We start from the raw sequence: 21,541 nt of genomic DNA, 5'->3' as shown, positions 1-21,541 counted from the left end.
CTATACTGATTGGCAAATCAGTACGGGAGCCACAGCATGTTCGCCATGATGGAAACCGCCCGGCTGGAGTCGCTGCACTTCGCCGTGGACCCGCTGAGCGGCCTGCAGGCCATTATCGCCATCCACAACAGTCGCCTGGGCCCTGCGCTGGGCGGCTGCCGTTACCTACCCTATGCGGACACTCAACGTGCTATTGAGGATGTGCTGCGCCTGGCCAAGGGCATGAGCTACAAGGCGGCGCTGGCGGGCTTAGAGCAAGGGGGCGGCAAAGCGGTGATTATCCGTCCCGCGCATATCGATAATCGTGGGGCATTGTTCGAAGCCTTCGGACGCTTTATTGAAACCCTCAACGGCCGCTACATCACCGCCATGGACAGCGGCACCTCAAGTGTCGATATGGACTGCATCGCCCAGCACACTCAACATGTCACCAGCACCACCGCCGAGGGCGACCCGTCGCCGCACACCGCCATGGGGGTGTTTGCCGGGATCCGCGCCACCGCCCTGGCGCGCCTCGGCAGCGATAACCTAGAGGGCTTGCGAGTGGCTATTCAGGGGTTAGGCAATGTGGGGTATGCCTTGGCTGAGCAGCTGCACGCCGCTGGCGCCGAGTTGCTGGTCAGTGACCTTGACGTGGGGCGTGTGCAGCTTGCGGTTGAGCAACTGGGGGCACGACCAGTGGCCAGCGAGGCATTGCTCGCCACCCCCTGCGACATTCTTGCGCCGTGTGGATTAGGCGGTGTGCTGAATGCAGCCAGCGTGGCCCATCTGCGTTGTTCGGCAGTGGCGGGGGCCGCCAACAACCAACTGGCCGGCCCAGATATCTCCGAGCGTCTGCAAGCGCGGGGGATTCTCTATGCGCCTGATTACGTAATCAATACGGGTGGGTTGATCTATGTCGCGCGCCGCCATCGTGGCGAAAGCCTGCCGGCGATCACTGCTCAGCTGAGCCAGATCAGCCGGCGGCTGACGGAAATTTTTGGTCACGCTCAAGCCGATAAACGTTCGCCAGCGCGGGTCGCCGATGCCATTGCCGAGCGCTTGTTATATGGCCTTTGAGTACTCCCAGATATGCTGCGCGTCGGCCCTGCTGCGTTAAAAGCAGGCTCAGAGTGCTCATGTACAAAAGTACACTCCGCTTCCTCGCCTATTTTTGCCTTGCATGGCTCTAGCTCGCGAGAGCTCAAATACAGTCTGAGTATGTGATGCCTACATGGCGTTATAAACACAAAACCCCAGTCATTGACTGGGGTTTTGCTAAGCGCTGTGGGTGTTACTCGGCAGCGGGCTCGCTCAGTTCACTCAACGCGTCGGGTTGATTCTTAAACGCCTTGGCGAACACATCGCGGTTCTTCGCCATGTAAATACCCAGCTCTTCACCCTGGGCTTCATTCAGCGAAGGCACGGCTTTTTGCAGCACCTCGGTAAGCAACTCGGCCAGTTCGAGCATTTTGTCATGACGGTCGGCTTCGGCTTTATCCATGAACAATCGCTCCAAATCCCGGCTGCTGCGGTACACCACTTCGACGGCCATTCATCACCTCTACGCCTTCACGCTGATAAGTTGCAATAAACTGTTTATTTGTACAGTGGTTGCGAGCATAGAGAACTCGCGAGCATTTGAACAGCGGCAATTGCTATGCCGGCTAACAACATAGCCGATTCTGTGAAGCGCGACAGCCAGGTCGGTGGCATGGCTCGCCTGTTGCAGGTGCTTTTTAGCCAGTAACAGGCTTCTCAATTGGCAGTGTTATAGATAGTGGCACGCCGTGCCGTGGTTATTTTTGATCCCTAGGAGATGTTATGGGTAAGCCAAACTGGGCTGAACTGATGCGCGAGCGCATGCATGGGCAGGCTGAGTCGCTGGGTAATCTGTTGATGGAGGCGTTTCATTACCTGGCGTTGTTCGCCATTGGGGCGGTCACCGCCTGGGCGGCGGTGATGGCTTTCTTAGGCATGCTGGAGAAGGGCCACATCACGGTCGATGACATCCTGCTGCTGTTTATCTACCTCGAATTGGCGGCCATGGTGGGGATCTATTTCAAGACCAACCACATGCCGATCCGCTTCATGATCTATGTGGCAATTACCGCGCTGACCCGCTTGATGATTTCCGACATCTCGCACAACCACAAACCCGACATGGGCGTGGTGATGGTGTCGGGGGCGATTCTGCTGTTGGCACTGGCGATTTTTGTGGTGCGCTATGCCTCCTCGCGCTTTCCCTCGGTGCAGGCTGAAGGGCCCAAGCGTAAGCGTAATGTGGCCAACGATGCGGCTGAAAAGGACGACACGCAAAGCGATGACTGAGCGCAGATCAGTCGCTTAACGGGGCAAATAACGCCTGCAGGTCGTCTTCACTGAGCTGCAATTGGTTCTGGCTGCCGCCTTCCAACACGCCGCGAGCCAGGTTGGCTTTGGCCTGTTGCAGCTGCTGGATCTTCTCTTCCACGCTGCCACGGGCGATCAGTTTGTAGACGAACACCGGTTTGTCTTGGCCGATGCGGTAGGCGCGGTCGCTGGCTTGGGCTTCGGCGGCCGGATTCCACCAGGGGTCGAAGTGGATCACCGTGTCAGCGGCGGTCAGGTTCAGGCCCGCGCCGCCGGCTTTCAGGCTGATCAGGAAGATTGGAAATTCGCCGGCCTGAAACTGCTGCACCGGGGTGCGCCGATCCTGGGTGCTGCCGGTGAGTTTGGCGTAGGGGATGTTGCGCGCTTTCAGTTCGGCTTCGATCAGCGTCAGCATCGAGGTGAACTGGGAGAACAGCAGCACGCGGCGGCCTTCGGCAAACAGCTCGTCGAGCATCTCCAGCAGGCCGCTGAGTTTGCCCGAGTCCAGGCTGGTCAGCTGGTTGTCGCCTTCCTCACCGAGCAGGCGCAAATCACAGCAGGCCTGGCGCAGGCGCAGCAGCGCTTCGAGAATCACGATCTGACTGCGGGCCAGGCCTTGGCGGGCGATCTCGTCGCGCACCTTCTTATCCATGGCCAAACGCAGGGTTTCGTAGCGGTCGCGCTGCGCGGCGCTGAGTTCGACCCAGTGGGTGATTTCGGTTTTCGGCGGCAGCTCGCTGGCCACCTGTTCCTTGGTGCGCCGCAAAATAAAAGGTTTGATCCGCCCGGTCAGGTGCGCCAAACGCAGTTCGTTGGCGTTTTTCTCAATCGGTGTGCGGTAATCGCGGGTAAAGCTTTTGCTGTCGCCCAGCCAGCCGGGCATGAGGAAGTTGAACAGCGACCACAGCTCGCCCAGGTGATTTTCCAGCGGCGTGCCGGTCAGGCACAGGCGCTGGTCGGCCTGCACTTGCCCGGCGGCGATGGCGGCTTTGCTGCGCGGGTTCTTGATGTTCTGCGCTTCATCGAGAATCAGCAGGCGGTAGCTGTAGGCATTGAGGGCCTTGAGGTCCCGCGGCAGCAGGGCGTAAGTGGTGAGGATGATGTGGTGCTCACCGATCTGTTTGAACAGCGCCCGGCGCTTGGGGCCGTGCAGCGCCAGCACCTTGAGCTGCGGAGTGAAACGCGCCGCTTCGTCCTGCCAGTTGGGGATCAGGCTGGTGGGCATGACGATCAGCGCCGGCTGCTGCAAGCGTCCGGCCTGCTGTTCGCAAAGAATATGGCCGAGGGTCTGTAGGGTTTTGCCCAGGCCCATGTCATCGGCCAGCAGGCCGCCTACACCCAATTCGGCCAGCCCCTGCATCCACGCCAGGCCTTGCAGTTGATAGGGGCGCAGTTCTGCCTGAAGACCTTCTGGCGGCTGTAATGTGGCGCTATCTAACTGCTGGAGGCGTTCGGCGAAGTCACGCATCTGGCTGCCGCCTTGCCAGCTCAGCGCGGGGCCTTGTTGCAGGTGATTAAGCCGGGCGGCGTCCAGGCGCGACAGGCGCAGGCGTTGGCTGGATTCGCCGGGCTCGCGCACAAACAGCTCGCCGAGTGTGGCCAGCAGCGGTTTCAAGCGTGACAAAGGTAGCGCCGCGCGCTTGTGGTTGTTGGGTAGGCTGACCAGCAGCACTTCATCGTCATCGCGCTTGTTCAGCGCTTCGCCGTTGAGCAGCCAGGGCGCGCGGCGGATCGCCTGCAGCAGGATTGGCAGCAAGCTGATGCGCTGACCTTCGACCTCGATGCCGAGCTCCAGGTCGAACCAGTTTTGTTCGGGGTCTTCCTCAACCTCGGCGTACCAGTCATCGACCTGGGCCAGGTTGAATTGGAAATCGGGCTGCATGCGAATCTGCCAGCCTTCTTCGCGCAGCTTTGGTAACTGCTCGCGCACAAACAGCAGCCAGGCCGCATCACTGCTTTGTTCATAGGCTTCGCCGGCGCTTTCCGGCAGCGCCTCGCTTTGCCTGAGCGACACCTGCATATGGGCGTGTTGCAGGCGCTTGCGCAGCAAGGCTTCGCCGTCGAAATCACGCACGATGCGTAGCGTGAGCCCCGGATTTTGTTTGATCAGCAGGTCTTTGCCACTTTTGCCTGAGGCCAGGTGGCCTTGGTAGTCGAAGGCCAAAGCGGCGCGGTGCTGGGTCTGTTCCTGCATGCGGCCTTTGCGCGCGTCGAAGTGCACGCGCACCAGGCTGCCGAGGCTCAACACCGGGCTTGGTTGCAAGCCTTCCAGGCGTTCTTCACGGGCTTCAGGGCTGCTGACAATTAGCGGCGAGAGGTCGACGCCTTGTTCCTGCTGGGTTTGCAGGGTGAGCAGGGCGCTGGCCACATGTTTGCAATTGAAGCCCACCGGGCAGCTGCACTTGCCGCTGACGCCCCAGCCCTGGCCGTAGTGATTGAGGGTGATGCGTTGCTGGTAGGTCTGCGCGCCTGAGCCACGACAGCTGGCCAGCAGGGTGCTGTCCTTGAGGCTGAGCAGGCGGCTGCGGCCTTGCGCGGCGTAGCCTTGGCCGCGCTGTAAGTCGCCCACGCCGAATTCCGCGCGCCAGTCTTCTTGGCGTAAATGCAGAATGTCGAGGGGCATCAGTGGCGCCCGCTGAGGGATAAGGCGAATCGTGGCATGGGCAGCTTTTCTCGAAGGCAGCCGGGGATTCTTGCACAGCCGGCGCAGGATTAGCAGGCCATCGTCGGCGCTAGGCGGGGCTAATCCGGATTAACGGCTGAACGGGCATTGGCTGCGGTTGAGCTGTGCTGAGGGGAGCGGCTGTTGCTGAGGGCTACGTCTTGGGGTTAACCCTGGCCCAGCGCGGCGCGGTATTGCCCAGGTGTGCTGCTGAAGGCCTGGCGGAAACGGTTGTTGAAGTGGCTGGCGCTGGCAAAACCGCAGGTCAGCGCCACCTCACTCAGCGGCAGGTTGCCGTGTTGCAGTAACTGCTGACCACGGCGCAAGCGCTGCGCCAGCACATAGCGATGGGGCGGCAAGCCGAAGCTGAGTTGGAACATCCGCGCAAAGTGATATTCCGACAGCGCACATAGCCCCGCCAGTTGGCCCAGGCTGAGCGGCTCGGCCAGATTAGCGTCGATAAACTCGCGCACTCTGCGGCGCAGCGTAGGCGCCAAACCGCCGGTCAGGCGCAGCCCTTCACGACGGCCGACTTGCGAGAGCAAGGCATGGCTGATCAAACCATGGGCCAGGCTGCTGCACAGCAGGCGTTCACCCGGCTCATGCCAATCCAGCTGGCTGAGCTGGCGAAAGCGTTGGGCTTGCTGCGCATCTTCGAGGAAGGTGCATTCACGCAGTTCCAGTTCGCGCGGCTCGCGATCCAGCAGATGGACGGCGGCCAGGGCGAATTGCTCCTGGCTGATGTACAGATGCGCCAGCTGGATTTCGCCGTTGATCACCCAGGCCGACTGGTGTCCGGCCGGTAGGATGCACAGCTTGTCGGGCGCGCCCTTGCTATATGGGCTTTCGCGGCGGAAGGTGCCGGTGCCGCCGGTCAGGTAACAGGACAGCGTGTGATGGCTGGGCGCTTGGTAGTCGCGGGCATCATCGCGGTTGCTCCATACGGCCGCAGCCAGCCCGTCACCCAGCTCGGCGCTGCGATGCAGCTGAGTATTGGGCGAGCTGTTTAAGCTCTGGAAAACCTGTAAATGTTCGAGTGGCGCCATACATCCTCCGTCGCGTCATGCTACGCCGGTGCTGTCCGCCTGCCAGCCCCTGCGCCAGCAAAAGCGCAAGATTGTGCAAGCCAACAAGTACGCACTGCGCCTCAAGATCTTTGCGCCCGTGCGCTGGCGAGAGCGTTTAGAGGCTTGACTCCGCGGGATTGAATTAGGTTATATGCGCTAATTCGTATATTTGAAATTACAGATATTCAGGTGTTAGCCATGACCCCTACCGAGTTGTTCAAAGCGCTGGCCGATGAGACTCGCGTGCGCATCACCCAGCAGATCGTGCGTGAGGGCGAGTTGTGCGTGTGTGAACTGACGGCAGCCCTTGAGCAAAGTCAGCCGAAAATTTCCCGTCACCTGGCGTTGCTGCGCAGCAGCGGCCTACTGCAAGACCGGCGCGCCGGGCAGTGGATTTACTACCGCTTGCACCCGCAGTTGCCAGCCTGGGCGGCGGAGATTCTGACGCAAGTGCTCAACGCCGATGGCCCGCAGTTGGCGGAGGATCAATTGCGCCTGCACAGCATGCGTGACCGCCCTGACCGAGCCTCGCTGTGCGGCTGATGCCCCGTCTTCTGGAGAACGTGCATGATCCCCGAATTGCCGAATATCGACCCCGAACTGCTGGGGCTGCCGAGCCAGGAACAACTGGCCAAACCTGCCGTGCTGCACAAACCACGGATTCTCCTGCTGTATGGCTCCAATCGGGCGCGCTCCTACAGCCGCCTGCTGACCGAGGAGGCTGCGCGACTACTTGAACAGATCGGCGCCGACACGCGCATCTTCAATCCCAGCGGCCTGCCGCTGCCGGACGACGCCCCAGAGGATCACCCCAAGGTGCAAGAGCTGCGCGAGCTGGTGCTGTGGAGCGAAGGCATGGTCTGGTGTTCGCCCGAGCGGCATGGCGCGATGACCGGGGTGTTCAAATCGCAGATCGATTGGGTGCCCCTGAGCATGGGCGCGGTGCGCCCGACCCAAGGCAAAACCCTGGCGTTGATGCAGGTCAGCGGTGGTTCGCAATCCTTCAACGCGCTGAACCAGATGCGCGTGCTGGGACGTTGGATGCGCATGTTCACCATCCCCAATCAGTCCTCGGTAGCTAAAGCTTTTCTCGAATTCGACGAAGCTGGGCGGATGAAACCGTCGGCCTATTACGACCGGGTGGTGGACGTGATGGAGGAACTGGTCAAGTTCACCCTGCTGCTGCGCGAGCAGTCGGACTACCTGGTGGATCGCTACTCCGAGCGCAAGGAGTCCGCCGAGCAGCTGAGTAAGCGGGTCAATCAGCCTTCCATCTAATCGGTAATGGTAATGAAGCGCCTCTTAGATTTTTTCAACACTCCCGCCGGCCCAGTTGGGCCATTGAGATGAACATGCTCAATACCATCGGCTTATTTGCCCTCACGGCCCTGGCCGAGATTCTCGGCTGTTACTTGCCGTACCTGTGGCTCAAACAGGGCAAAAGCATCTGGCTGTTGCTACCGGCTGCGGCGGCGCTGGCGCTGTTTGTTTGGTTGCTGACTCTGCACCCAACCGCGACTGGGCGGGTGTATGCCGCCTATGGCGGAGTGTATGTGGCGACGGCCATTGTTTGGTTGTGGCTGGTGGATGGCATTCGCCCGAGCCACTGGGATTTGCTCGGGGCCGCCGTGGCCCTGCTTGGCATGGCGATCATCATGTTCGCCCCACGTTCGCTTTAATCATTGGATGAGAACATCAGTATGGCTATCAAGGTAGGTATCAACGGCTTTGGTCGGATCGGTCGTCTGGCGCTGCGCGCGGCATGGGGCTGGCCGGAATTCGAGTTTGTGCAGATCAACGATCCGGCGGGCGATGCGGCGACCCATGCGCACCTGCTGAATTTCGACTCGGTGCATGGCCGTTGGCAGTATGCGGCGAGCAGTGAGGGCGAGTGCATCCTGATTGACGGCAAACGCATCCAGGTCACGGCCAATAAAGCCATCGCCGACACCGACTGGAGTGGCTGCGATCTGGTGATCGAGGCCAGCGGCAAGATGAAAACCGTGGCGGTGCTGCAGGGGTATCTCGATCAGGGCGTGCACCGCGTAGTGGTCAGCGCGCCGGTGAAAGAGGCGGGCGCGTTGAATGTGGTGATGGGGGTGAACCAGCAGCTGTTCGACCCGACCGTGCATCGCATCGTCACGGCGGCGTCGTGCACCACCAATTGCCTGGCGCCGGTGGTCAAGGTGATCCACGAAAACCTCGGCATCCGCCACGGTTCGATCACCACCATTCACGACCTGACCAATACCCAGAGCATTCTCGACCAGCCACACAAAGACCTGCGCCGGGCGCGGGCCAGTGGCATGAGTCTGATTCCTACCACCACAGGTTCGGCCACGGCGATTGCGGAGATCTTCCCCGAACTGCGCGGCAAGCTGAACGGCCATGCGGTACGTGTACCTTTGGCTAACGCCTCGTTGACTGACTGTGTATTTGAAGTGGAGCGGGCGACTACGGTGGAGGAGGTCAATGCTTTGCTCAAGGCCGCCGCTGACGGCCCGCTGGCTGGCATTCTTGGTTACGAGGAGCGGCCGCTGGTGTCCATCGACTATCGCACCGATCCGCGCTCATCAATTATCGATGCGCTGTCGACCATGGTGGTCAACGGCACCCAGGTGAAGCTGTATGCCTGGTACGACAACGAATGGGGCTACGCCAACCGCACGGTCGAGTTGGCGCGGATGGTCGGTGCAGCCAGCTAACACCGTTCTGTGGGAGGGGCTTTAGCCGCGACTTGGTGGAATGACTGTCGCGGCTAAAGCCCCTCCCACACCCCCTCGAACTGCCTGAACCGTAGGATGGGTTGAGCAAGGCGATACCCATCAAGCCTCGCAGCAAAACAGGAACTCCCGATGCACGCCTTATCTCGCCTCGCCCCCGACGTGCGCCAATACCTGTTGGTTACCGGCAATTACTGGGCATTTACCCTGACTGACGGCGCGCTGCGCATGTTGGTGGTGCTGCATTTTCACAGCCTCGGCTACTCGCCGCTGGCGATTGCTGGGCTGTTTCTGTTCTATGAGATTTTCGGCGTAGTCACCAATCTGCTCGGCGGCTATTTGGGCGCGAGGTTGGGGCTTAATCGCACCATGAACATCGGCCTGGGCCTGCAGGTCGCAGCTTTGCTGATGCTCACCGTGCCGGCGACTTGGTTGACCATCCCTTGGGTAATGGGTGCGCAGGCGTTGTCGGGTATCGCCAAAGACCTGAACAAGATGAGCGCCAAGAGTTCGATCAAGTTGCTGGTGCCCGGCGATCAGCAGGGCCGCTTGTACCAGTGGGTGGCGATCCTCACCGGCTCGAAGAATGCGCTCAAGGGTGTGGGCTTCTTTATGGGCGGCGCGCTGCTAGCGCTACTCGGCTTTAGCGGCGCCGTGCTGGCCATGGCTGCTGTGCTGGCGCTGGTCTGGTTGGCCAGCCTGCTGCTGTTGAAAAAGGATCTGGGCAAGGCCAAAGCCAAGCCGAAGTTCCGTGAGCTGCTGTCCAAGAGCCGGGCGATCAACCTGCTCTCGGCGGCGCGGCTGTTTTTGTTTGGCGCCCGTGATGTGTGGTTTGTCGTCGCGCTGCCGGTGTACCTGTCCAGCGTATTTGGCTGGGACGTGTGGCAGGTCGGCGGCTTTCTTGCGACCTGGGTGATTGGCTACGGCATCGTGCAGTCCTTCGCTCCAGCGCTTACCAGTAAGTTCAGCGGTAAAGCCAGCGGCCAATTGCCGGACGGACGCAGCGCGTTTGTCTGGGCGGCCGTATTGGCTGCTTTGCCAGCGACGATCGCGCTGGGGCTGCACAGTGACTTATCGGCGCAATGGGTCTTGCTCGGCGGGCTGATGCTGTTTGGCGTGCTGTTTGCGGTGAATTCTTCGTTGCACAGCTACCTGATCGTCAGCTACGCCAAGGAAGACGGCGTGTCGCTGGATGTGGGCTTTTACTACATGGCCAACGCCATGGGCCGGCTGCTCGGCACGTTGCTGTCCGGCTGGGTGTATCAGGCTTATGGCCTAGGCGCGTGTTTGTGGGTTTCCTCAGCTTTCGTGTTACTGGCTGCGCTGATTTCTATCGGATTGCCCAAGCACGGCAAGGCGCTGCCTGCCGGCTGATCAACCGCAGTTTGTTGCGCAACCACCCTCCGGCGCAGGGTAGACCGGGGCAAAGCCCCCGCCTGGGGTGCGGAAGTTGGTGGTCTGGCCCTGATACAGGCGTGCGGCCAGCCATTGTACCTGGCTGTCGTAGGCATAGGCGCGCAGGTCGAACTTGAGTGCAGGTGTTTCGCGTGCCATCACTCTCTGTCCGGGCACCACTAAGGCTTGAGCCACGTACTCCCCGGCCAAGATTTCCTGCCATACGCGCTGAGTCAGTTTGTCGCCCCGGTAGGCGGCGCGACTGCCATAGCCGGCGCAGGGTTTGAAGAACAGGCGTTTACGCTCACGCCACAGGCGTTCGGCATTGGCGGGGTCGACCACCTCGGTATGCGGGATGGCCGCCAGTAGCAGTGCTTGAGTCGCCTCAGGTACGCCCAGCTCTTGCAATTGTTGGGCATCGCTGAGCAGTGCCAGATTGCGTTTATCCGCATACAGCGCGTGAGTCTGCGGGTGAGGGGTGATTAAGGTGGCGTTGTCTAAATGGGCCTGACGCAAACTCGCATTGCTGGGCTCATCCAGGGCGAAATCGGTCAGGCGGTTGTAGACCAGATCGATGCTCAGCTCGCCATGCCAGAGCCTTCCATCACGCAGGGTCAACTCGCTGGGCGCGGCGATCACAGCCTGTAGATCATGGCGTTGGAACAGCTGCTGAAACAGTAAAAATTCCGGATACAGATACTGCTGCTCCGGGGCCTCGTCGACGATGGCGATGCTACGCAATGGCCGCTTATACCCGGCCAGCGCCCACTCCTTGTGGAACATCGCGATGATGCTGGCTTCCAGATTTTCGGCGCGCTGCGTCGTCGGCAAGAGTTGCTCGATGGCCGGACAGCATGCCCTTTGTGCCCGCGCCAGCACGGCGTTGAGCATGGCGCCGCCGGCGTTGCTGTTGATCTCGATAAGGCCGAAGCCGTCTTCGGTAACGTGAAAGTCATAACCGAAAAACACGCCCTTGGCTCCTGGATCATGTTGGGCAATGGCTGGCGAGCGTGCCAACACCCGCTCCCGATACGCCGGTAGCGCCACCACGGACTCGATGGCGCGAATCACCTCGGCCATGCGCTCAAGCTGAGCCGGTGCGATAAATACCGGGTGCGCGGCGAACAGATAAGGGCAACGCTCGCGCACCAGATCGAACAGCCCCGGCTGGCCCAGGCTCGACTCCAGGGCGTCATGCAGCGCCGCCGCATCCAGGCTGATGCAAAAGCACTGGCTGTTTAACGCTGCAATCGACGTCCCGCATAGGGTATCGCTCGCACCGGTCGAGACCGGTTGACTGTCGTTGTCGTTGCTCGGCGGCTGCTGCGGCTGGGGCATGATGGCTTCGTCTGGTTACGGAACAGGCACTAGGGTTGTACCAGCCGCCGCCCCCAGCTCCAAGGTAAAAAGGACCAAGGCAGAACGTGCGGCGAGAAGTGCGCAAGTTTATGCAAGAGATCACTCGCCCGAGCGCGCAGACTCGCCACTATCTACTGGGAGTCTGTTGATGAACCTGTCGCTCTATCTGTTGACCGTACTGATCTGGGGCACCACCTGGATCGCCCTCAAGTTGCAACTGGGCGAGGTGGCGATTGCCGCGTCCATTGCCTATCGCTTTGCCCTGGCATCCCTGGTGCTGTTTGCCCTGCTGTTGCTCAGTGGTCGTCTGCAAAAAGTTGATAAGCGTGGCCAGCTGATCTGTCTGGTGCAGGGGCTGTGCCTGTTCTGCCTGAATTTTATGTGCTTCTACACCGCCAGCCAGTGGATACCCAGCGGCTTGGTGGCGGTGATCTTCTCCACCGCAACGCTGTGGAACGCGATTAATGCGCGGGTGTTTTTCAAGCAGAAAATCGCCGCCAATGTGCTGGCCGGCGGCGCACTGGGTCTTGGCGGACTGGCGCTGCTGTTCTGGCCGGAATTGGCCGGGCAGGAGGCTAGCCATGAAACATTGTTGGGCATCGGCCTGGCGGTGCTGGGTACGCTGCTGTTCTCCGCCGGCAATATGCTTTCCAGCCTGCAACAAAAGGCCGGTCTCAAACCGCTGACCACCAACGCCTGGGGCATGCTGTACGGCGCGCTGATGCTGGTGGCGATCTGTCTGTTCAGCGGCACGCCGTTCACCTTCGAGTGGAACACCCGCTACATCGGCACTTTGCTGTACCTGGCGATTCCCGGCTCGGTGATCGGCTTTACCGCCTATCTGACCCTGGTCGGGCGCATGGGCCCGGAGCGCGCCGCCTATTGCACCGTACTGTTCCCGGTGGTGGCGCTGAATATCTCGGTGTTTGTCGAAGGCTATCAATGGACGGCCCCGGCGTTGTTCGGTCTGTTTCTGGTGATGCTGGGTAACGTGCTGGTATTTCGTAAACCCAAGGTGCTGCCGGCAGCGACTGCACTGCCCGCTAAGGCTTAACTCGGCCACTTCCATGCCGGTTCATCGAGCATGCCCTGACCCTGGATCACGGTTTGCCCCAGCTGTTTTTCCAGGACGATGGCGTTGCACTCAGGGTGCTGTTCCAGCGTGGCGATCAGCCGGCTGGCGTGGGACACCACCCATACCTGGGTGTGCTGCGAGGCGGCGATGATCAGCCTGCCAAGGGCGGGCAGCAGGTCGGGGTGCAGGCTGGTTTCCGGCTCGTTTAGCACCATCAGCGAGGGTGGCCTTGGGGTGAGCAGGGCGGCGACCAGCAGCAGATAACGCAGGGTGCCGTCCGACAGTTCGCTGGCTGATAAGGGCCGCAGCAATCCTTCTTGTTGCAACTCCACGGCAAAGCGTCCTCCGGTCTGCATATCGATGCGCAGCCGTGCGCCGGGGAAGGCATCACTGATTGCCGCATCCAGCGCAGCCGGGTCACCGATTTCGCGAATGGTCTGCAGCGCGGCCGCCAGGTCGCGACCGTCGTGGTGTAGTACCGGTGTGCGGGTGCCCAGTTGCGGGAGGCGTGCCGGGGCTTCGGCGTCGCTGCGAAAGTGATCGTAGAAGCGCCAGCGGCGGATATGTTCGCGCAGCTGAAACACTTCTGGGCAGGCCGGGTCATTGCCGATCTGATCGAACAGGCTATCGAAGAGCGGCAGGTGCTGGGCCATTACCTGCCAGCTGCGGTCTTCGCGCCTGCGTACCATCGGCCCAGCGCGATCCACCAGGAGCGAGGCGGGGCGATAGCTGGCCCCGGCCCAAATGCATTCGCGCTTGATCTGCGGGTCAAGGGCAAAGGCGGAAAGGCTCGGTTCCGGCAAACCGAGGGAAATGGCATAGCTGAAATCGTCGCCAGCAAAACCCAGGCGCAGACGCTTGGCCTCCTTGCGCGGGCCGCCTTGCACCGGTACTTCGCCGCTGAGCATGCGTCGGCTGATGGTTTCCGGCCCGGCCCAGAAGGTCGAGTCCAGCCCGCCTTCACGGGCCAGGGCGTTGACCACGCCGCCCTGGGCGGTTTCCGCCAGCAGGCGCAATGCGCGATAGAGGTTGGATTTGCCACTGCCATTGGCCCCGGTCACCAGGTTGAGCCGACCCAATGGCAGCACCAAGTTATTAATCGAGCGGTAGTTGGCAACGGCGAGGGTATGCAGCATGGCGGTCGTCCTGACAGGTTAGCGTGTAGGGTGGATGACGCTTTTTCATCCACCAGGGAGGCAGTCATGGGTGGATGGGTGAGGCGTCATCCACCCTACGGTGCGTTTAAAACAAGCCCAGCTGCCCACCAATCAGCGTGGCGAAGTCGTCGTCGACAAACGGCAGGATGGCATCGGCTACGGGTTGCAGTTGGCGGGTCAGGTAGTGGTCGTAGTCGATGGTGGCGTTGCGCGCCTCCAGCGGTTGTGGGCCTGCAGTGGTGATCACGTAGCTGATCCAGCCGCCGCGCTGGTATTGCAGCGGCCTACCGTGGGCTGCGTTGTACTCATCGGCCAGACGTGCGGCGCGCACATGCGGCGGCACGTTGCGCTCGTAGTCGTTGAGCGTGCGCCGTAAGCGCTTGCGGTACACCAGCAGCTCATCCAGTTCGCCGTTCAAGGTGCGTTCGACATAGTCACGTACGTAGCTCTGGTAAGGCTGGTTGAGGAAGATTCGCTCATACAGCTCGCGCTGGAACTGCTGGGCCAGTGGCGACCAGTCGCTACGCACGGTTTCCAGGCCTTTGTAGACCATCTCGTTGCTACCGTCAGCGCGGCTGACTAGTCCGGCGTAGCGCTTCTTGCTGCCTTCCTCGGCGCCGCGAATGGTCGGCATCAAAAAGCGCTGGTAATGGGTTTCGTATTGCAGTTCCAGGGCGCTGCTCAGGCCGTACTCGCTCTGTAGATGTTCAGCCCACCAGGCATTGACCTTGGCCACCAGAGCGCGGCCGATATGCGCCGCATCGGCCTCGTCATGCAAGCGTTGCAGCCAGACGAAGGTGGAGTCGGTGTCGCCGTAGATCACTCGGTAGCCCTCGGCCTCGATCAGGGCGCGGGTGCGGGCCATGATTTCGTGGCCGCGCAGGGTGATGGAGGAGGCCAGCCGGGTATCGAAGAAGCGGCAGCCGCTGGAGCCGAGTACGCCGTAAAAAGCATTCATGATGATTTTTAGCGCTTGCGACAGCGGCGCGTTGTGCTCGCGCTTGGCCGCCTCGCGGCTCTGCCACACACGCTCAACAATCGCCGGCAGGCAATGCTCGCTACGGGAGAAGCGCGCGCCGCGAAAGCCCGGCACTGAGTGCGCGTCGTCTGGCTGACGCAGGCCCTCGATCAGTCCCACCGGGTCGATCAGAAAGCTGCGGATGATCGACGGGTACAGGCTCTTGTAGTCGAGCACCAATACCGACTCATACAACCCCGGCTGCGACTCCATAACAAAGCCGCCAGGGCTGGCTTGCGGCGGGTTATCTCCCAGGTTCGGCGCGACAAAACCACGGCGGTGCATCAGTGGCATATACAAGTGTTCAAACGCCGCCACCGAGCCGCCGCTGCGGTCGGCGGGTAAACCGGTGACCGTGGCGCGTTCGAGCAGGAAGCTGAGAATTTCGGTTTTCTCGAACACCCGCGTCACCAACTCGCAGTCGCGCAGGTTGTAACGCGCCAGGGCGGGTTTGTCTTCGCGGAACATGCGGTCGATTTCGTCCATGCGCTGGTACGGCGTGGAGATGTCTTTGCCTTCGCCGAGCAGGGTTTGCGCGACGTTTTCCAGGCTGAACGAGGAGAAGCTCCAGGTCGCTGAACGCAGTGCCTCGATGCCGTCGATAATCAGCCGGCCCGCCGCGTCGGCGAAGAAGTGACCGTTCGCGCTGCCGTGCTCGCGCCACTGCATCTCGCTGCCGTCACGCCCCAGTCGCAGCGGGATAGCGAGGCTGCGCGCGTGCTCGTGCAGCACGCGCAGGTCAAACTGCACCACATTCCAGCCGATGATTGCATCCGGGTCATGCTGCGCCATCCACTGATTCAGGCGTTCAAGTAACTGGCCACGGCTGTCGCAGTACTCCAGTTGAAAATCCACATCCGGTGGCTGTTCCGGCGTGCGGCCGAGCATATACACGTCGCGCTGGCCGCAGCCTTCGATGGCGATGGAGTACAGCTCGCCGAAGGCATTGGTTTCGATGTCCAGCGAGGCCAGCTTGAGGGTGGGGCGGTAGTCGCTACAGGGTTTGATCTGCGCGTCCAGCAGCAGGGCCGGGTGAGTGGCATCCGGCGTGCCGGCAAACAGCACCGGCGCGGTGATAAAGCGCTCCATCAGGTAGCGCTCCGGCGGGCGCACATCGGCCTCGTACACGGTTATGCCAGCGCGGCGCAGGCGCTTGTCGAGGTCGATCAACTGGCGATGCTGCTGGCAATACAGGCCCAACACCGGGCGCAGATGAAAGTCTTTTAGCCCCAGCGGGCGCAGCTCCGCTCCGCGCTCATTGGCCAGTTGCGCTTCGACCTGAGCACGCTGCTCGGCCGGAATAAACGCCACCGAAGGCTGCAGCGGCAAGCGGATATGCCGCGGGCCATTATCGGTGGCCAGCCAGAACTCCACCTGCGTCCCGGCCGGCGTATCACGCCAGTGGCGGGTGAGGATGAAGCCCTGTTGTAAATCCACTTACTGCCTCAACTTAGTTAACAAACTTGCTGCGATCTGCTGCGCGTCGGCCCTGCTGCGTTAAAAACAGGCTCGGAATGCTCATTTACAGTCGTAAACTCCGCTTCCTCGCCTGTTTTTGCCTTGCATGGCTCTAGCTCGCGAGATCTTAAATTCACTTTGAAGGTGCAATTCTACGCGGGCTTTTGTCTGTATGCCTATCCAGTGTTTAGGCCGCTGCCCGACGGCCACATATAAAGTCAGCTTTAAGGGTAAAATGCCCGGCTTGATTGACTGCCTTGATGCCCACGCCATGTCCCTGCCCAAGCACCACCTCGAACTGCTCAGCCCTGCGCGCGATACCACCATTGCCAAGGAAGCCATCCTGCATGGCGCCGACGCTGTGTACATCGGCGGCCCCGGCTTTGGTGCGCGGCACAATGCCAGCAACAGCGTGGCGGACATTGCCGAGTTGGTGCAGTTCGCCCATCTGTTCCATGCGCGGGTGTTTGTCACCCTCAACACCATCCTGCATGAGGATGAGCTGGAGCCGGCGCGGCAGATGATCTGGCAGCTCTATGAGGCCGGCATCGATGCGCTGATCGTGCAGGACATGGGCGTGATGGAGATGGACCTGCCGCCCATCGAGATCCACGCCAGTACCCAGTGCGATATCCGCACCCTGGAAAAAGCCCGCTTCCTCGATAAGGCCGGGTTCTCCCAGCTGGTGCTGGCCCGCGAGCTCAACCTGGAAGAAATCAGCAATATCTGCAAGAACGTCGATTCGGCGGTCGAGTTCTTTATCCACGGCGCCCTGTGCGTGGCGTTCTCCGGGCAGTGCAACATCTCCCACGCGCAGAACGGCCGCAGCGCCAATCGCGGCGATTGCTCGCAGGCTTGCCGCCTGCCGTACACCCTGAAAGATGATCAGGGCCGCGTGGTGGCCTTTGATAAGCACCTGCTGTCGATGAAGGACAACAACCAGACCGACAACATGATCCATCTGGTGGATGCCGGCGTACGCTCGTTCAAGATAGAAGGGCGCTACAAAGACATGAGCTATGTGAAGAACATCACCGCCCATTACCGCCGCGAGCTGGATGCCATTCTTGAACAGCGGCCGCACCTGGCGCGCGCCGCCAGCGGCCGCACCGAGCACTTTTTCACCCCCGACACCGACAAGACCTTCCACCGTGGCAGCACTGACTACTTTGTGACTGATCGCAAGGTAGACATCGGCGCCTTCGATTCGCCGACCTTTACCGGGCTGTCTGTGGGCTATGTCGAGAAAGTCGGCAAGCGCGACCTGATTGCCGTCACCGACACGCCGCTGTCCAACGGCGATGGCCTCAACGTGCTGATCAAGCGCGAAGTGGTGGGGTTTCGCAGCAACATCTGCGAGCTGAAAAGCGAGTTTGAGGAAGACGGTGAGAAGCGCTATCGCTACCGCGTCGAGCCCAATGAAATGCCCGAAGCCATGCAGCGCGTGCGGCCGCAGCAGCCGCTCAATCGCAACCTCGACCACAACTGGCAACAGGCCCTGCAGAAGACCTCGGCCGAGCGCCGCGTCGCCGTCAGCTGGCAGGTGGCGTTGCAGGGTGATCAGTTGCACCTGAGCGTGAGCAGCGAAGAGGGCGTGGTCGCCAGCGTCAGCCTGGCTGGGCCGTTCGCCGCCGCCAAGGATGCCGAGCAGTCCCGTGAGCAGCTGGCCGACACCCTGAGCAAGCTGGGCACCACCATGTACTACAGCACCGCTGTGCAGATCGACTGGGAGGCTGTGCCGTTTATCCCCGGCTCGCAGCTCAAAGCCCTGCGCCGCGAAGCCATTGACGCGCTGACTCAGGCCCGCGTTGCCGTTCATCCACGTGGCGGGCGCAAGCCGGTCAGCGTGCCAGCGCCGGTGTACCCGGAATCGCACCTGACCTTTCTCGCCAACGTCTACAACGACAAGGCTCGCACCTTCTACAAGCGCTATGGCGTGCAGTTGATCGACGCGGCCTACGAGGCCCATGAAGAAGCCGGTGAAGTGCCGGTGATGATCACCAAGCACTGCCTGCGCTTCTCCTTCAACCTGTGCCCCAAGCAGGCAAAAGGCGTGACCGGCGTGCGCACCAAAGTCTCGGACATGCAGCTGATCCATCAGGATGAAGTGCTGACCCTGAAGTTCGACTGCAAGCCGTGCGAGATGCACATCATCGGCAAGATGAAGGGCCATATCCTCCATCAGCCACAGCCGGGCAGCGCAGCGAGCAATGCCGGCGCGGTGGGCTATATCACCCCGGAAGATTTGCTCAAGACCATCAAGCGTTAGGGCTGACAGGCACGCGTAGGATGGGTTGAGCGCAGCGATACCCATCAGGTTTTAATCAAGGCAACTGGCTGTGAATTGCCGATGGGTATCGCGTTGCTCAACCCATCCTACGGGCTGTTCACCTGGGCGTTCAGTCATGACTAATTGTTAGTCACCAAAATGAAGAAACTCCATAAGACGAACAACCTCTCTAGAAGGTCTGTTAAGTGGTGCGACAGTTTTAATAGTGGTTTTCGCCAAGCATTTTTTGCCTATGACGGATTCAGTAGCTTTCAAGAATTGATCTACAGCATCTTTTGTTGCCGAGCCATAGATGATTTTTCCAAGATTGTCACGAAGTTCGAACTTTCTATGTTCTGGAAGAAACCCAACTAGAATGCCTTCAATTTCACTTGTTTTCTCTTCAATCGATGTCGCCTCTGTGCGAGTTCGGGCACGATGAATTGCTGTGCCGTCTAGAGTGAAGTCCAAGTCTTTTTCTACTATCCGAATTGTTGCTTTGTTTGTATCTAAGTTGGAAAAAAAGTCTTTTAATGCGATCAGGGATCTGGGGTCTAAATCCTCCAGTAGAGCCTCGAAAACTGCTTCATCTTGTGCCGCGGTATCTCTCAAGATGTGTGCTGTTTTGTCGATTATGTGCGTTAGTTGTGATGTCTCTAGTTGTATTTGGTCGCTCATTTCGTCTAGCACGAATCCAAAAGAACCCCTGGCAAGGCCTGTAATCATCAGTTCTGAATGGGCTCTGAGAGGGATCTTGCCTCTTTGGCCAAGTTCGCCTAATTCATTGGTGGCAAATATTTTTCCTATTAAACTTTGGAATTGCTCTAAGGCAATCCCCGCAAACTCTGCGGCGATACCCTTCGAACCAATGACTGGCTGGCCACCAAAAAATAATGCAACGCTAGCACTGTTGTCGTTTAGGGAGTTTTCTTTAAGTTTGTCAGCTTTTTCTGTCAGTTTTTTGAGGCGATGCTCAAGCTGCATTTCACCGACAATATCATTAGAACTTTTGGCGCCTGCAAGCAGCTCTTTTATTGTGGCTATTTCTGAAGATAGGCTGTCAATGTCAAGTTTTTTAGGCATTGCTAACCTCCTCTAGGAATTGCATGGCTTTGTCATCGTTGCACTGTATAGGTACTTCGATCATACCCTTCCATAGGTATGATTCTCTTTGATGAGAAAATAGTCCAAACCAGTATCTTGTGTTGCTTACGATGTGTATTGGGTGAAGGTTTAGATCTACAAAATAAGCGTCGCAGAAATATTTTTCTTTGGATTCGTCTGGTAGGAAAAGTTCTGTATTGCTGCGGACTAAATTCTTCCACTCGTCAATGCTGCTTGTCGGCCGAAAGGCGAACGTTACTAGGTCGACATCTGCTGGTGGACGGCCTCTAGTCAGCTCTACATTTTCAACAAAACTACCATCAAGCCACTGAAATCCCTGTGTGATTCCGGTCTCTCTTAATTTTCTGCGATATTCCAATAGTCCTTTAAGTATGGTTATACGCTCTGGGGATTGAGAATAACGTACTACGAATTCAGTAATAGTGGTTCGATAAGGCGCCATGCCTGCTGGGTCAGTTGGCCCTTTCTCTGGAATAAACGGAGGTAAGACCCCTGATTGGTTTAGCTCTGGTATCACGCTATCTTCTTCCCTAAAAATCTAACAGTGATTAGATGATTTTCTATCGGGCCACTACTAGTGAGTTCCATGTGAGCATAGTGGGCCTTTAATCATAGTTATAGTTCTGTATGAGATCGTCCACTTTTTCCCATCACCCTCAAGCTCTCTTCCTTGAAAGCACGACCCACGCCAGCAGCGGGTAGCTGAAGTAATGCAGGCCAAAGATAAACAAGCCCATCGGGCCGGGTTCGTCTTTGAGCCACATCATGCCCAGCAGGGCCAGGTAGAGCAGGGCGAGGATGCCGCCATACAGGGCGATCAGGCGCCGGCGTTCGCTGGGCAATGGGCGGCGCCGATGTTGCAAGTGAAACCACAGCGCCATGCCACCGGCTACTAAAGCGGCCACCAGCAGGGTGCTGAGTACGCCGCCGAGTTTGACGAAGCTGCGCACCAGCAGGTTGAGTACGATGACCGCCACCACGCCGCCAATGGCCAGGCGGGTTGTCGAGGCGTTGTCAGTGTTGGGCGGGTTCATCGTGCGCGCTCCCGGTGATTTAAAGGCTGCGGTTGAGGCCGAAGCGTTTTTTCAGAATGCTTTCCATCAAGCGCTTAGGTACCAGGGCGGCCAGCAGCGGCATGCTACGGCTGCCGTTGCCCAGGCGGATCAGGTTAGGGCGGGACTTGCTCTGCACCGCCGCCAGCAGATTGCGGGCGAAGTGGCTGGCAGGGGTGGGGTTGTCCTGCGAGGCGTTGGCGCGGGCGCGAATGCCTTCGCGGATCGGCCACCAAGGCGAGGCTTCGTCAATCAGCAGCTCGGCCTGCTGGCTGGCGTTGGCGCCGAAGCTTGAGGCAATCGCGCCGGGCTGCACTTCCATCACCTCAATCGCAAAGGGTGCCAGCTCCAGGCGTAGGGCATCGCTCAAGGCATGCACGGCAGCCTTGGAGGCGCAGTAAGCACCGGCAAACGGGGTGACTAGAACACCTGAGACGCTGCCGATATTCACCACCAAGCCTTTGTTCTGGCGCAGCAGCGGGAACAGCGCGCGGGTAACGCCGATCAGCGAGAACACGTTGGTTTCAAACTGTTTGCGCATGGCCTCGACGCCGCCATCAAGCAGTGGCCCCATAGCGCCGTAGCCGGCGTTGTTGATCAATACGTCGAGGCCACCGATTTCGGCTTTCAGGCGTTCGGCCACTTGGCCAAGCCCCAGGCCATCGTTGACGTCCAGTTGCAGGGCGTTAAAACCGGCCTCGCTCAATGCGGCGAGATCCTCGGTTTTGCGCGCGGTGGCCCACACCTGATAACCGGCCTGCTGGAATACCTCGGCCAGGGCACGGCCAATGCCGCTGGAACATCCGGTGATCAGTACGCTGGGCTGGCTCATGCAGGGTTCCTAATTATT

19 protein-coding genes are annotated in these 21,541 nt (G+C 59.8%); 9 read left to right on the top strand and 10 right to left on the bottom strand.

What is annotated here, in order from left to right; genetic code table 11:
* The first annotated feature begins 36 nt into the window (after positions 1 to 36).
* Entirely contained in the window at positions 37 to 1,059 is a 1,023-nt protein-coding gene (locus tag D8779_RS02830) for a Leu/Phe/Val dehydrogenase (RefSeq protein ID WP_136662947.1), read from the top strand.
* A gap of 214 nt (positions 1,060 to 1,273) precedes the next feature.
* Here D8779_RS02830 and D8779_RS02825 read toward each other — a convergent pair whose 3' ends face one another.
* Positions 1,274 to 1,534, bottom strand: a complete 261-nt coding sequence (locus D8779_RS02825) for a YebG family protein (RefSeq protein WP_136662946.1) — start codon at positions 1,532 to 1,534, stop codon at positions 1,274 to 1,276.
* Between the two features lie 269 nt (positions 1,535 to 1,803).
* On the opposite strand from D8779_RS02825, the gene D8779_RS02820 reads away from it, so the two are divergent.
* On the top strand, positions 1,804 to 2,310 hold the full coding sequence (locus D8779_RS02820) for a phosphate-starvation-inducible protein PsiE (RefSeq protein WP_136662945.1): 507 nt from the start codon (positions 1,804 to 1,806) through the stop codon (positions 2,308 to 2,310).
* A 7-nt stretch (positions 2,311 to 2,317) separates the two neighbouring features.
* Here the strand turns inward: D8779_RS02820 and D8779_RS02815 are convergent, their stop codons facing one another.
* Both D8779_RS02815 and D8779_RS02810 read right to left on the bottom strand, forming a co-directional pair.
* Positions 2,318 to 4,954, bottom strand: coding sequence for a DEAD/DEAH box helicase (locus D8779_RS02815; RefSeq protein WP_136662944.1), 2,637 nt, complete (start codon positions 4,952 to 4,954; stop codon positions 2,318 to 2,320).
* Between the two features lie 206 nt (positions 4,955 to 5,160).
* Positions 5,161 to 6,039, bottom strand: a complete 879-nt coding sequence (locus tag D8779_RS02810) for a helix-turn-helix domain-containing protein (protein WP_136662943.1) — start codon at positions 6,037 to 6,039, stop codon at positions 5,161 to 5,163.
* Between the two features lie 219 nt (positions 6,040 to 6,258).
* On the opposite strand from D8779_RS02810, the gene D8779_RS02805 reads away from it, so the two are divergent.
* The 5 genes from D8779_RS02805 to arsJ all read left to right on the top strand — a co-directional run bounded on the left by D8779_RS02805 (position 6,259) and on the right by arsJ (position 10,157).
* Positions 6,259 to 6,603 carry a metalloregulator ArsR/SmtB family transcription factor gene (locus D8779_RS02805; protein ID WP_136662942.1) on the top strand — a complete coding sequence of 115 codons (345 nt, stop codon included), beginning with the start codon at positions 6,259 to 6,261 and terminating at the stop codon, positions 6,601 to 6,603.
* Positions 6,604 to 6,627: 24 nt separating this feature from the next.
* On the top strand, positions 6,628 to 7,338 hold the full coding sequence (arsH, locus tag D8779_RS02800) for an arsenical resistance protein ArsH (RefSeq protein ID WP_136662941.1): 711 nt from the start codon (positions 6,628 to 6,630) through the stop codon (positions 7,336 to 7,338).
* A gap of 68 nt (positions 7,339 to 7,406) precedes the next feature.
* On the top strand, positions 7,407 to 7,739 hold the full coding sequence (locus D8779_RS02795) for a YnfA family protein (RefSeq protein WP_205895777.1): 333 nt from the start codon (positions 7,407 to 7,409) through the stop codon (positions 7,737 to 7,739).
* 21 nt (positions 7,740 to 7,760) lie between these two features.
* A complete protein-coding gene (locus D8779_RS02790; RefSeq protein ID WP_136662939.1) occupies positions 7,761 to 8,765 on the top strand; it encodes an ArsJ-associated glyceraldehyde-3-phosphate dehydrogenase in 1,005 nt (334 codons plus the stop codon).
* 150 nt (positions 8,766 to 8,915) lie between these two features.
* Positions 8,916 to 10,157 carry an organoarsenical effux MFS transporter ArsJ gene (gene arsJ, locus D8779_RS02785; RefSeq protein ID WP_136662938.1) on the top strand — a complete coding sequence of 414 codons (1,242 nt, stop codon included), beginning with the start codon at positions 8,916 to 8,918 and terminating at the stop codon, positions 10,155 to 10,157.
* Here the strand turns inward: arsJ and D8779_RS02780 are convergent, their stop codons facing one another.
* Positions 10,158 to 11,516: a hypothetical protein gene (locus D8779_RS02780; protein WP_240789674.1), complete on the bottom strand. Its 1,359-nt coding sequence runs from the start codon at positions 11,514 to 11,516 to the stop codon at positions 10,158 to 10,160. It lies immediately after the preceding gene.
* A gap of 169 nt (positions 11,517 to 11,685) precedes the next feature.
* Between D8779_RS02780 and D8779_RS02775 the strand changes: the two genes are divergently transcribed.
* On the top strand, positions 11,686 to 12,591 hold the full coding sequence (locus D8779_RS02775) for a DMT family transporter (RefSeq protein WP_136662937.1): 906 nt from the start codon (positions 11,686 to 11,688) through the stop codon (positions 12,589 to 12,591).
* Here the strand turns inward: D8779_RS02775 and D8779_RS02770 are convergent.
* Positions 12,588 to 13,748, bottom strand: a complete 1,161-nt coding sequence (locus D8779_RS02770; RefSeq protein ID WP_136662936.1) for an AAA family ATPase — start codon at positions 13,746 to 13,748, stop codon at positions 12,588 to 12,590. The genes D8779_RS02775 and D8779_RS02770 overlap by 4 nt on opposite strands.
* 106 nt (positions 13,749 to 13,854) lie before the next feature.
* Positions 13,855 to 16,224 (bottom strand): DNA polymerase II, encoded by a 2,370-nt coding sequence (locus D8779_RS02765; protein ID WP_136662935.1) that lies wholly within the window; start codon positions 16,222 to 16,224, stop codon positions 13,855 to 13,857.
* Between the two features lie 292 nt (positions 16,225 to 16,516).
* Between D8779_RS02765 and D8779_RS02760 the strand changes: the two genes are divergently transcribed.
* Positions 16,517 to 18,514 (top strand): peptidase U32 family protein, encoded by a 1,998-nt coding sequence (locus D8779_RS02760; protein WP_136662934.1) that lies wholly within the window; start codon positions 16,517 to 16,519, stop codon positions 18,512 to 18,514.
* 147 nt (positions 18,515 to 18,661) lie between these two features.
* Here the strand turns inward: D8779_RS02760 and D8779_RS02755 are convergent, their stop codons facing one another.
* From D8779_RS02755 to D8779_RS02740, 4 genes are all read right to left on the bottom strand, one after another.
* The gene (locus D8779_RS02755; RefSeq protein WP_136662933.1) at positions 18,662 to 19,597 is read right to left on the bottom strand and encodes a hypothetical protein; all 936 of its coding nucleotides are present in this window, start codon (positions 19,595 to 19,597) and stop codon (positions 18,662 to 18,664) included.
* The gene (locus tag D8779_RS20995; protein ID WP_136662932.1) at positions 19,590 to 20,156 is read right to left on the bottom strand and encodes a DUF6932 family protein; all 567 of its coding nucleotides are present in this window, start codon (positions 20,154 to 20,156) and stop codon (positions 19,590 to 19,592) included. The genes D8779_RS02755 and D8779_RS20995 overlap by 8 nt, the downstream gene beginning before the upstream one ends.
* 139 nt (positions 20,157 to 20,295) lie before the next feature.
* Positions 20,296 to 20,673, bottom strand: coding sequence for a hypothetical protein (locus D8779_RS02745; protein ID WP_136662931.1), 378 nt, complete (start codon positions 20,671 to 20,673; stop codon positions 20,296 to 20,298).
* A 19-nt stretch (positions 20,674 to 20,692) separates the two neighbouring features.
* Entirely contained in the window at positions 20,693 to 21,523 is an 831-nt protein-coding gene (locus D8779_RS02740) for an SDR family oxidoreductase (RefSeq protein ID WP_136662930.1), read from the bottom strand.
* Positions 21,524 to 21,541: the final 18 nt, after the last annotated feature.

This window comes from Pseudomonas leptonychotis, assembly GCF_004920405.1.
Lineage (GTDB): Bacteria > Pseudomonadota > Gammaproteobacteria > Pseudomonadales > Pseudomonadaceae > Aquipseudomonas > Aquipseudomonas leptonychotis.
This window is presented reverse-complemented; position numbering and strand designations above follow the sequence as displayed.

Coding starts and splice junctions, on each gene's coding strand:
- D8779_RS02760 (WP_136662934.1), top strand. CDS start 16,517: ATGTCCCTGCCCAAGCACCACCTCGAACTGCTCAGCCCTGCGCGCGAT.
- D8779_RS02810 (WP_136662943.1), bottom strand. CDS start 6,039: ATGGCGCCACTCGAACATTTACAGGTTTTCCAGAGCTTAAACAGCTCG.
- D8779_RS02780 (WP_240789674.1), bottom strand. CDS start 11,516: ATGCCCCAGCCGCAGCAGCCGCCGAGCAACGACAACGACAGTCAACCG.
- D8779_RS02825 (WP_136662946.1), bottom strand. CDS start 1,534: ATGGCCGTCGAAGTGGTGTACCGCAGCAGCCGGGATTTGGAGCGATTG.
- D8779_RS02815 (WP_136662944.1), bottom strand. CDS start 4,954: ATGCCCCTCGACATTCTGCATTTACGCCAAGAAGACTGGCGCGCGGAA.
- D8779_RS02740 (WP_136662930.1), bottom strand. CDS start 21,523: ATGAGCCAGCCCAGCGTACTGATCACCGGATGTTCCAGCGGCATTGGC.
- D8779_RS02770 (WP_136662936.1), bottom strand. CDS start 13,748: ATGCTGCATACCCTCGCCGTTGCCAACTACCGCTCGATTAATAACTTG.
- D8779_RS02755 (WP_136662933.1), bottom strand. CDS start 19,597: ATGCCTAAAAAACTTGACATTGACAGCCTATCTTCAGAAATAGCCACA.
- D8779_RS02820 (WP_136662945.1), top strand. CDS start 1,804: ATGGGTAAGCCAAACTGGGCTGAACTGATGCGCGAGCGCATGCATGGG.
- D8779_RS02745 (WP_136662931.1), bottom strand. CDS start 20,673: ATGAACCCGCCCAACACTGACAACGCCTCGACAACCCGCCTGGCCATT.
- D8779_RS02795 (WP_205895777.1), top strand. CDS start 7,407: ATGAACATGCTCAATACCATCGGCTTATTTGCCCTCACGGCCCTGGCC.
- arsJ (WP_136662938.1), top strand. CDS start 8,916: ATGCACGCCTTATCTCGCCTCGCCCCCGACGTGCGCCAATACCTGTTG.
- arsH (WP_136662941.1), top strand. CDS start 6,628: ATGATCCCCGAATTGCCGAATATCGACCCCGAACTGCTGGGGCTGCCG.
- D8779_RS02830 (WP_136662947.1), top strand. CDS start 37: ATGTTCGCCATGATGGAAACCGCCCGGCTGGAGTCGCTGCACTTCGCC.
- D8779_RS02775 (WP_136662937.1), top strand. CDS start 11,686: ATGAACCTGTCGCTCTATCTGTTGACCGTACTGATCTGGGGCACCACC.
- D8779_RS02790 (WP_136662939.1), top strand. CDS start 7,761: ATGGCTATCAAGGTAGGTATCAACGGCTTTGGTCGGATCGGTCGTCTG.
- D8779_RS02805 (WP_136662942.1), top strand. CDS start 6,259: ATGACCCCTACCGAGTTGTTCAAAGCGCTGGCCGATGAGACTCGCGTG.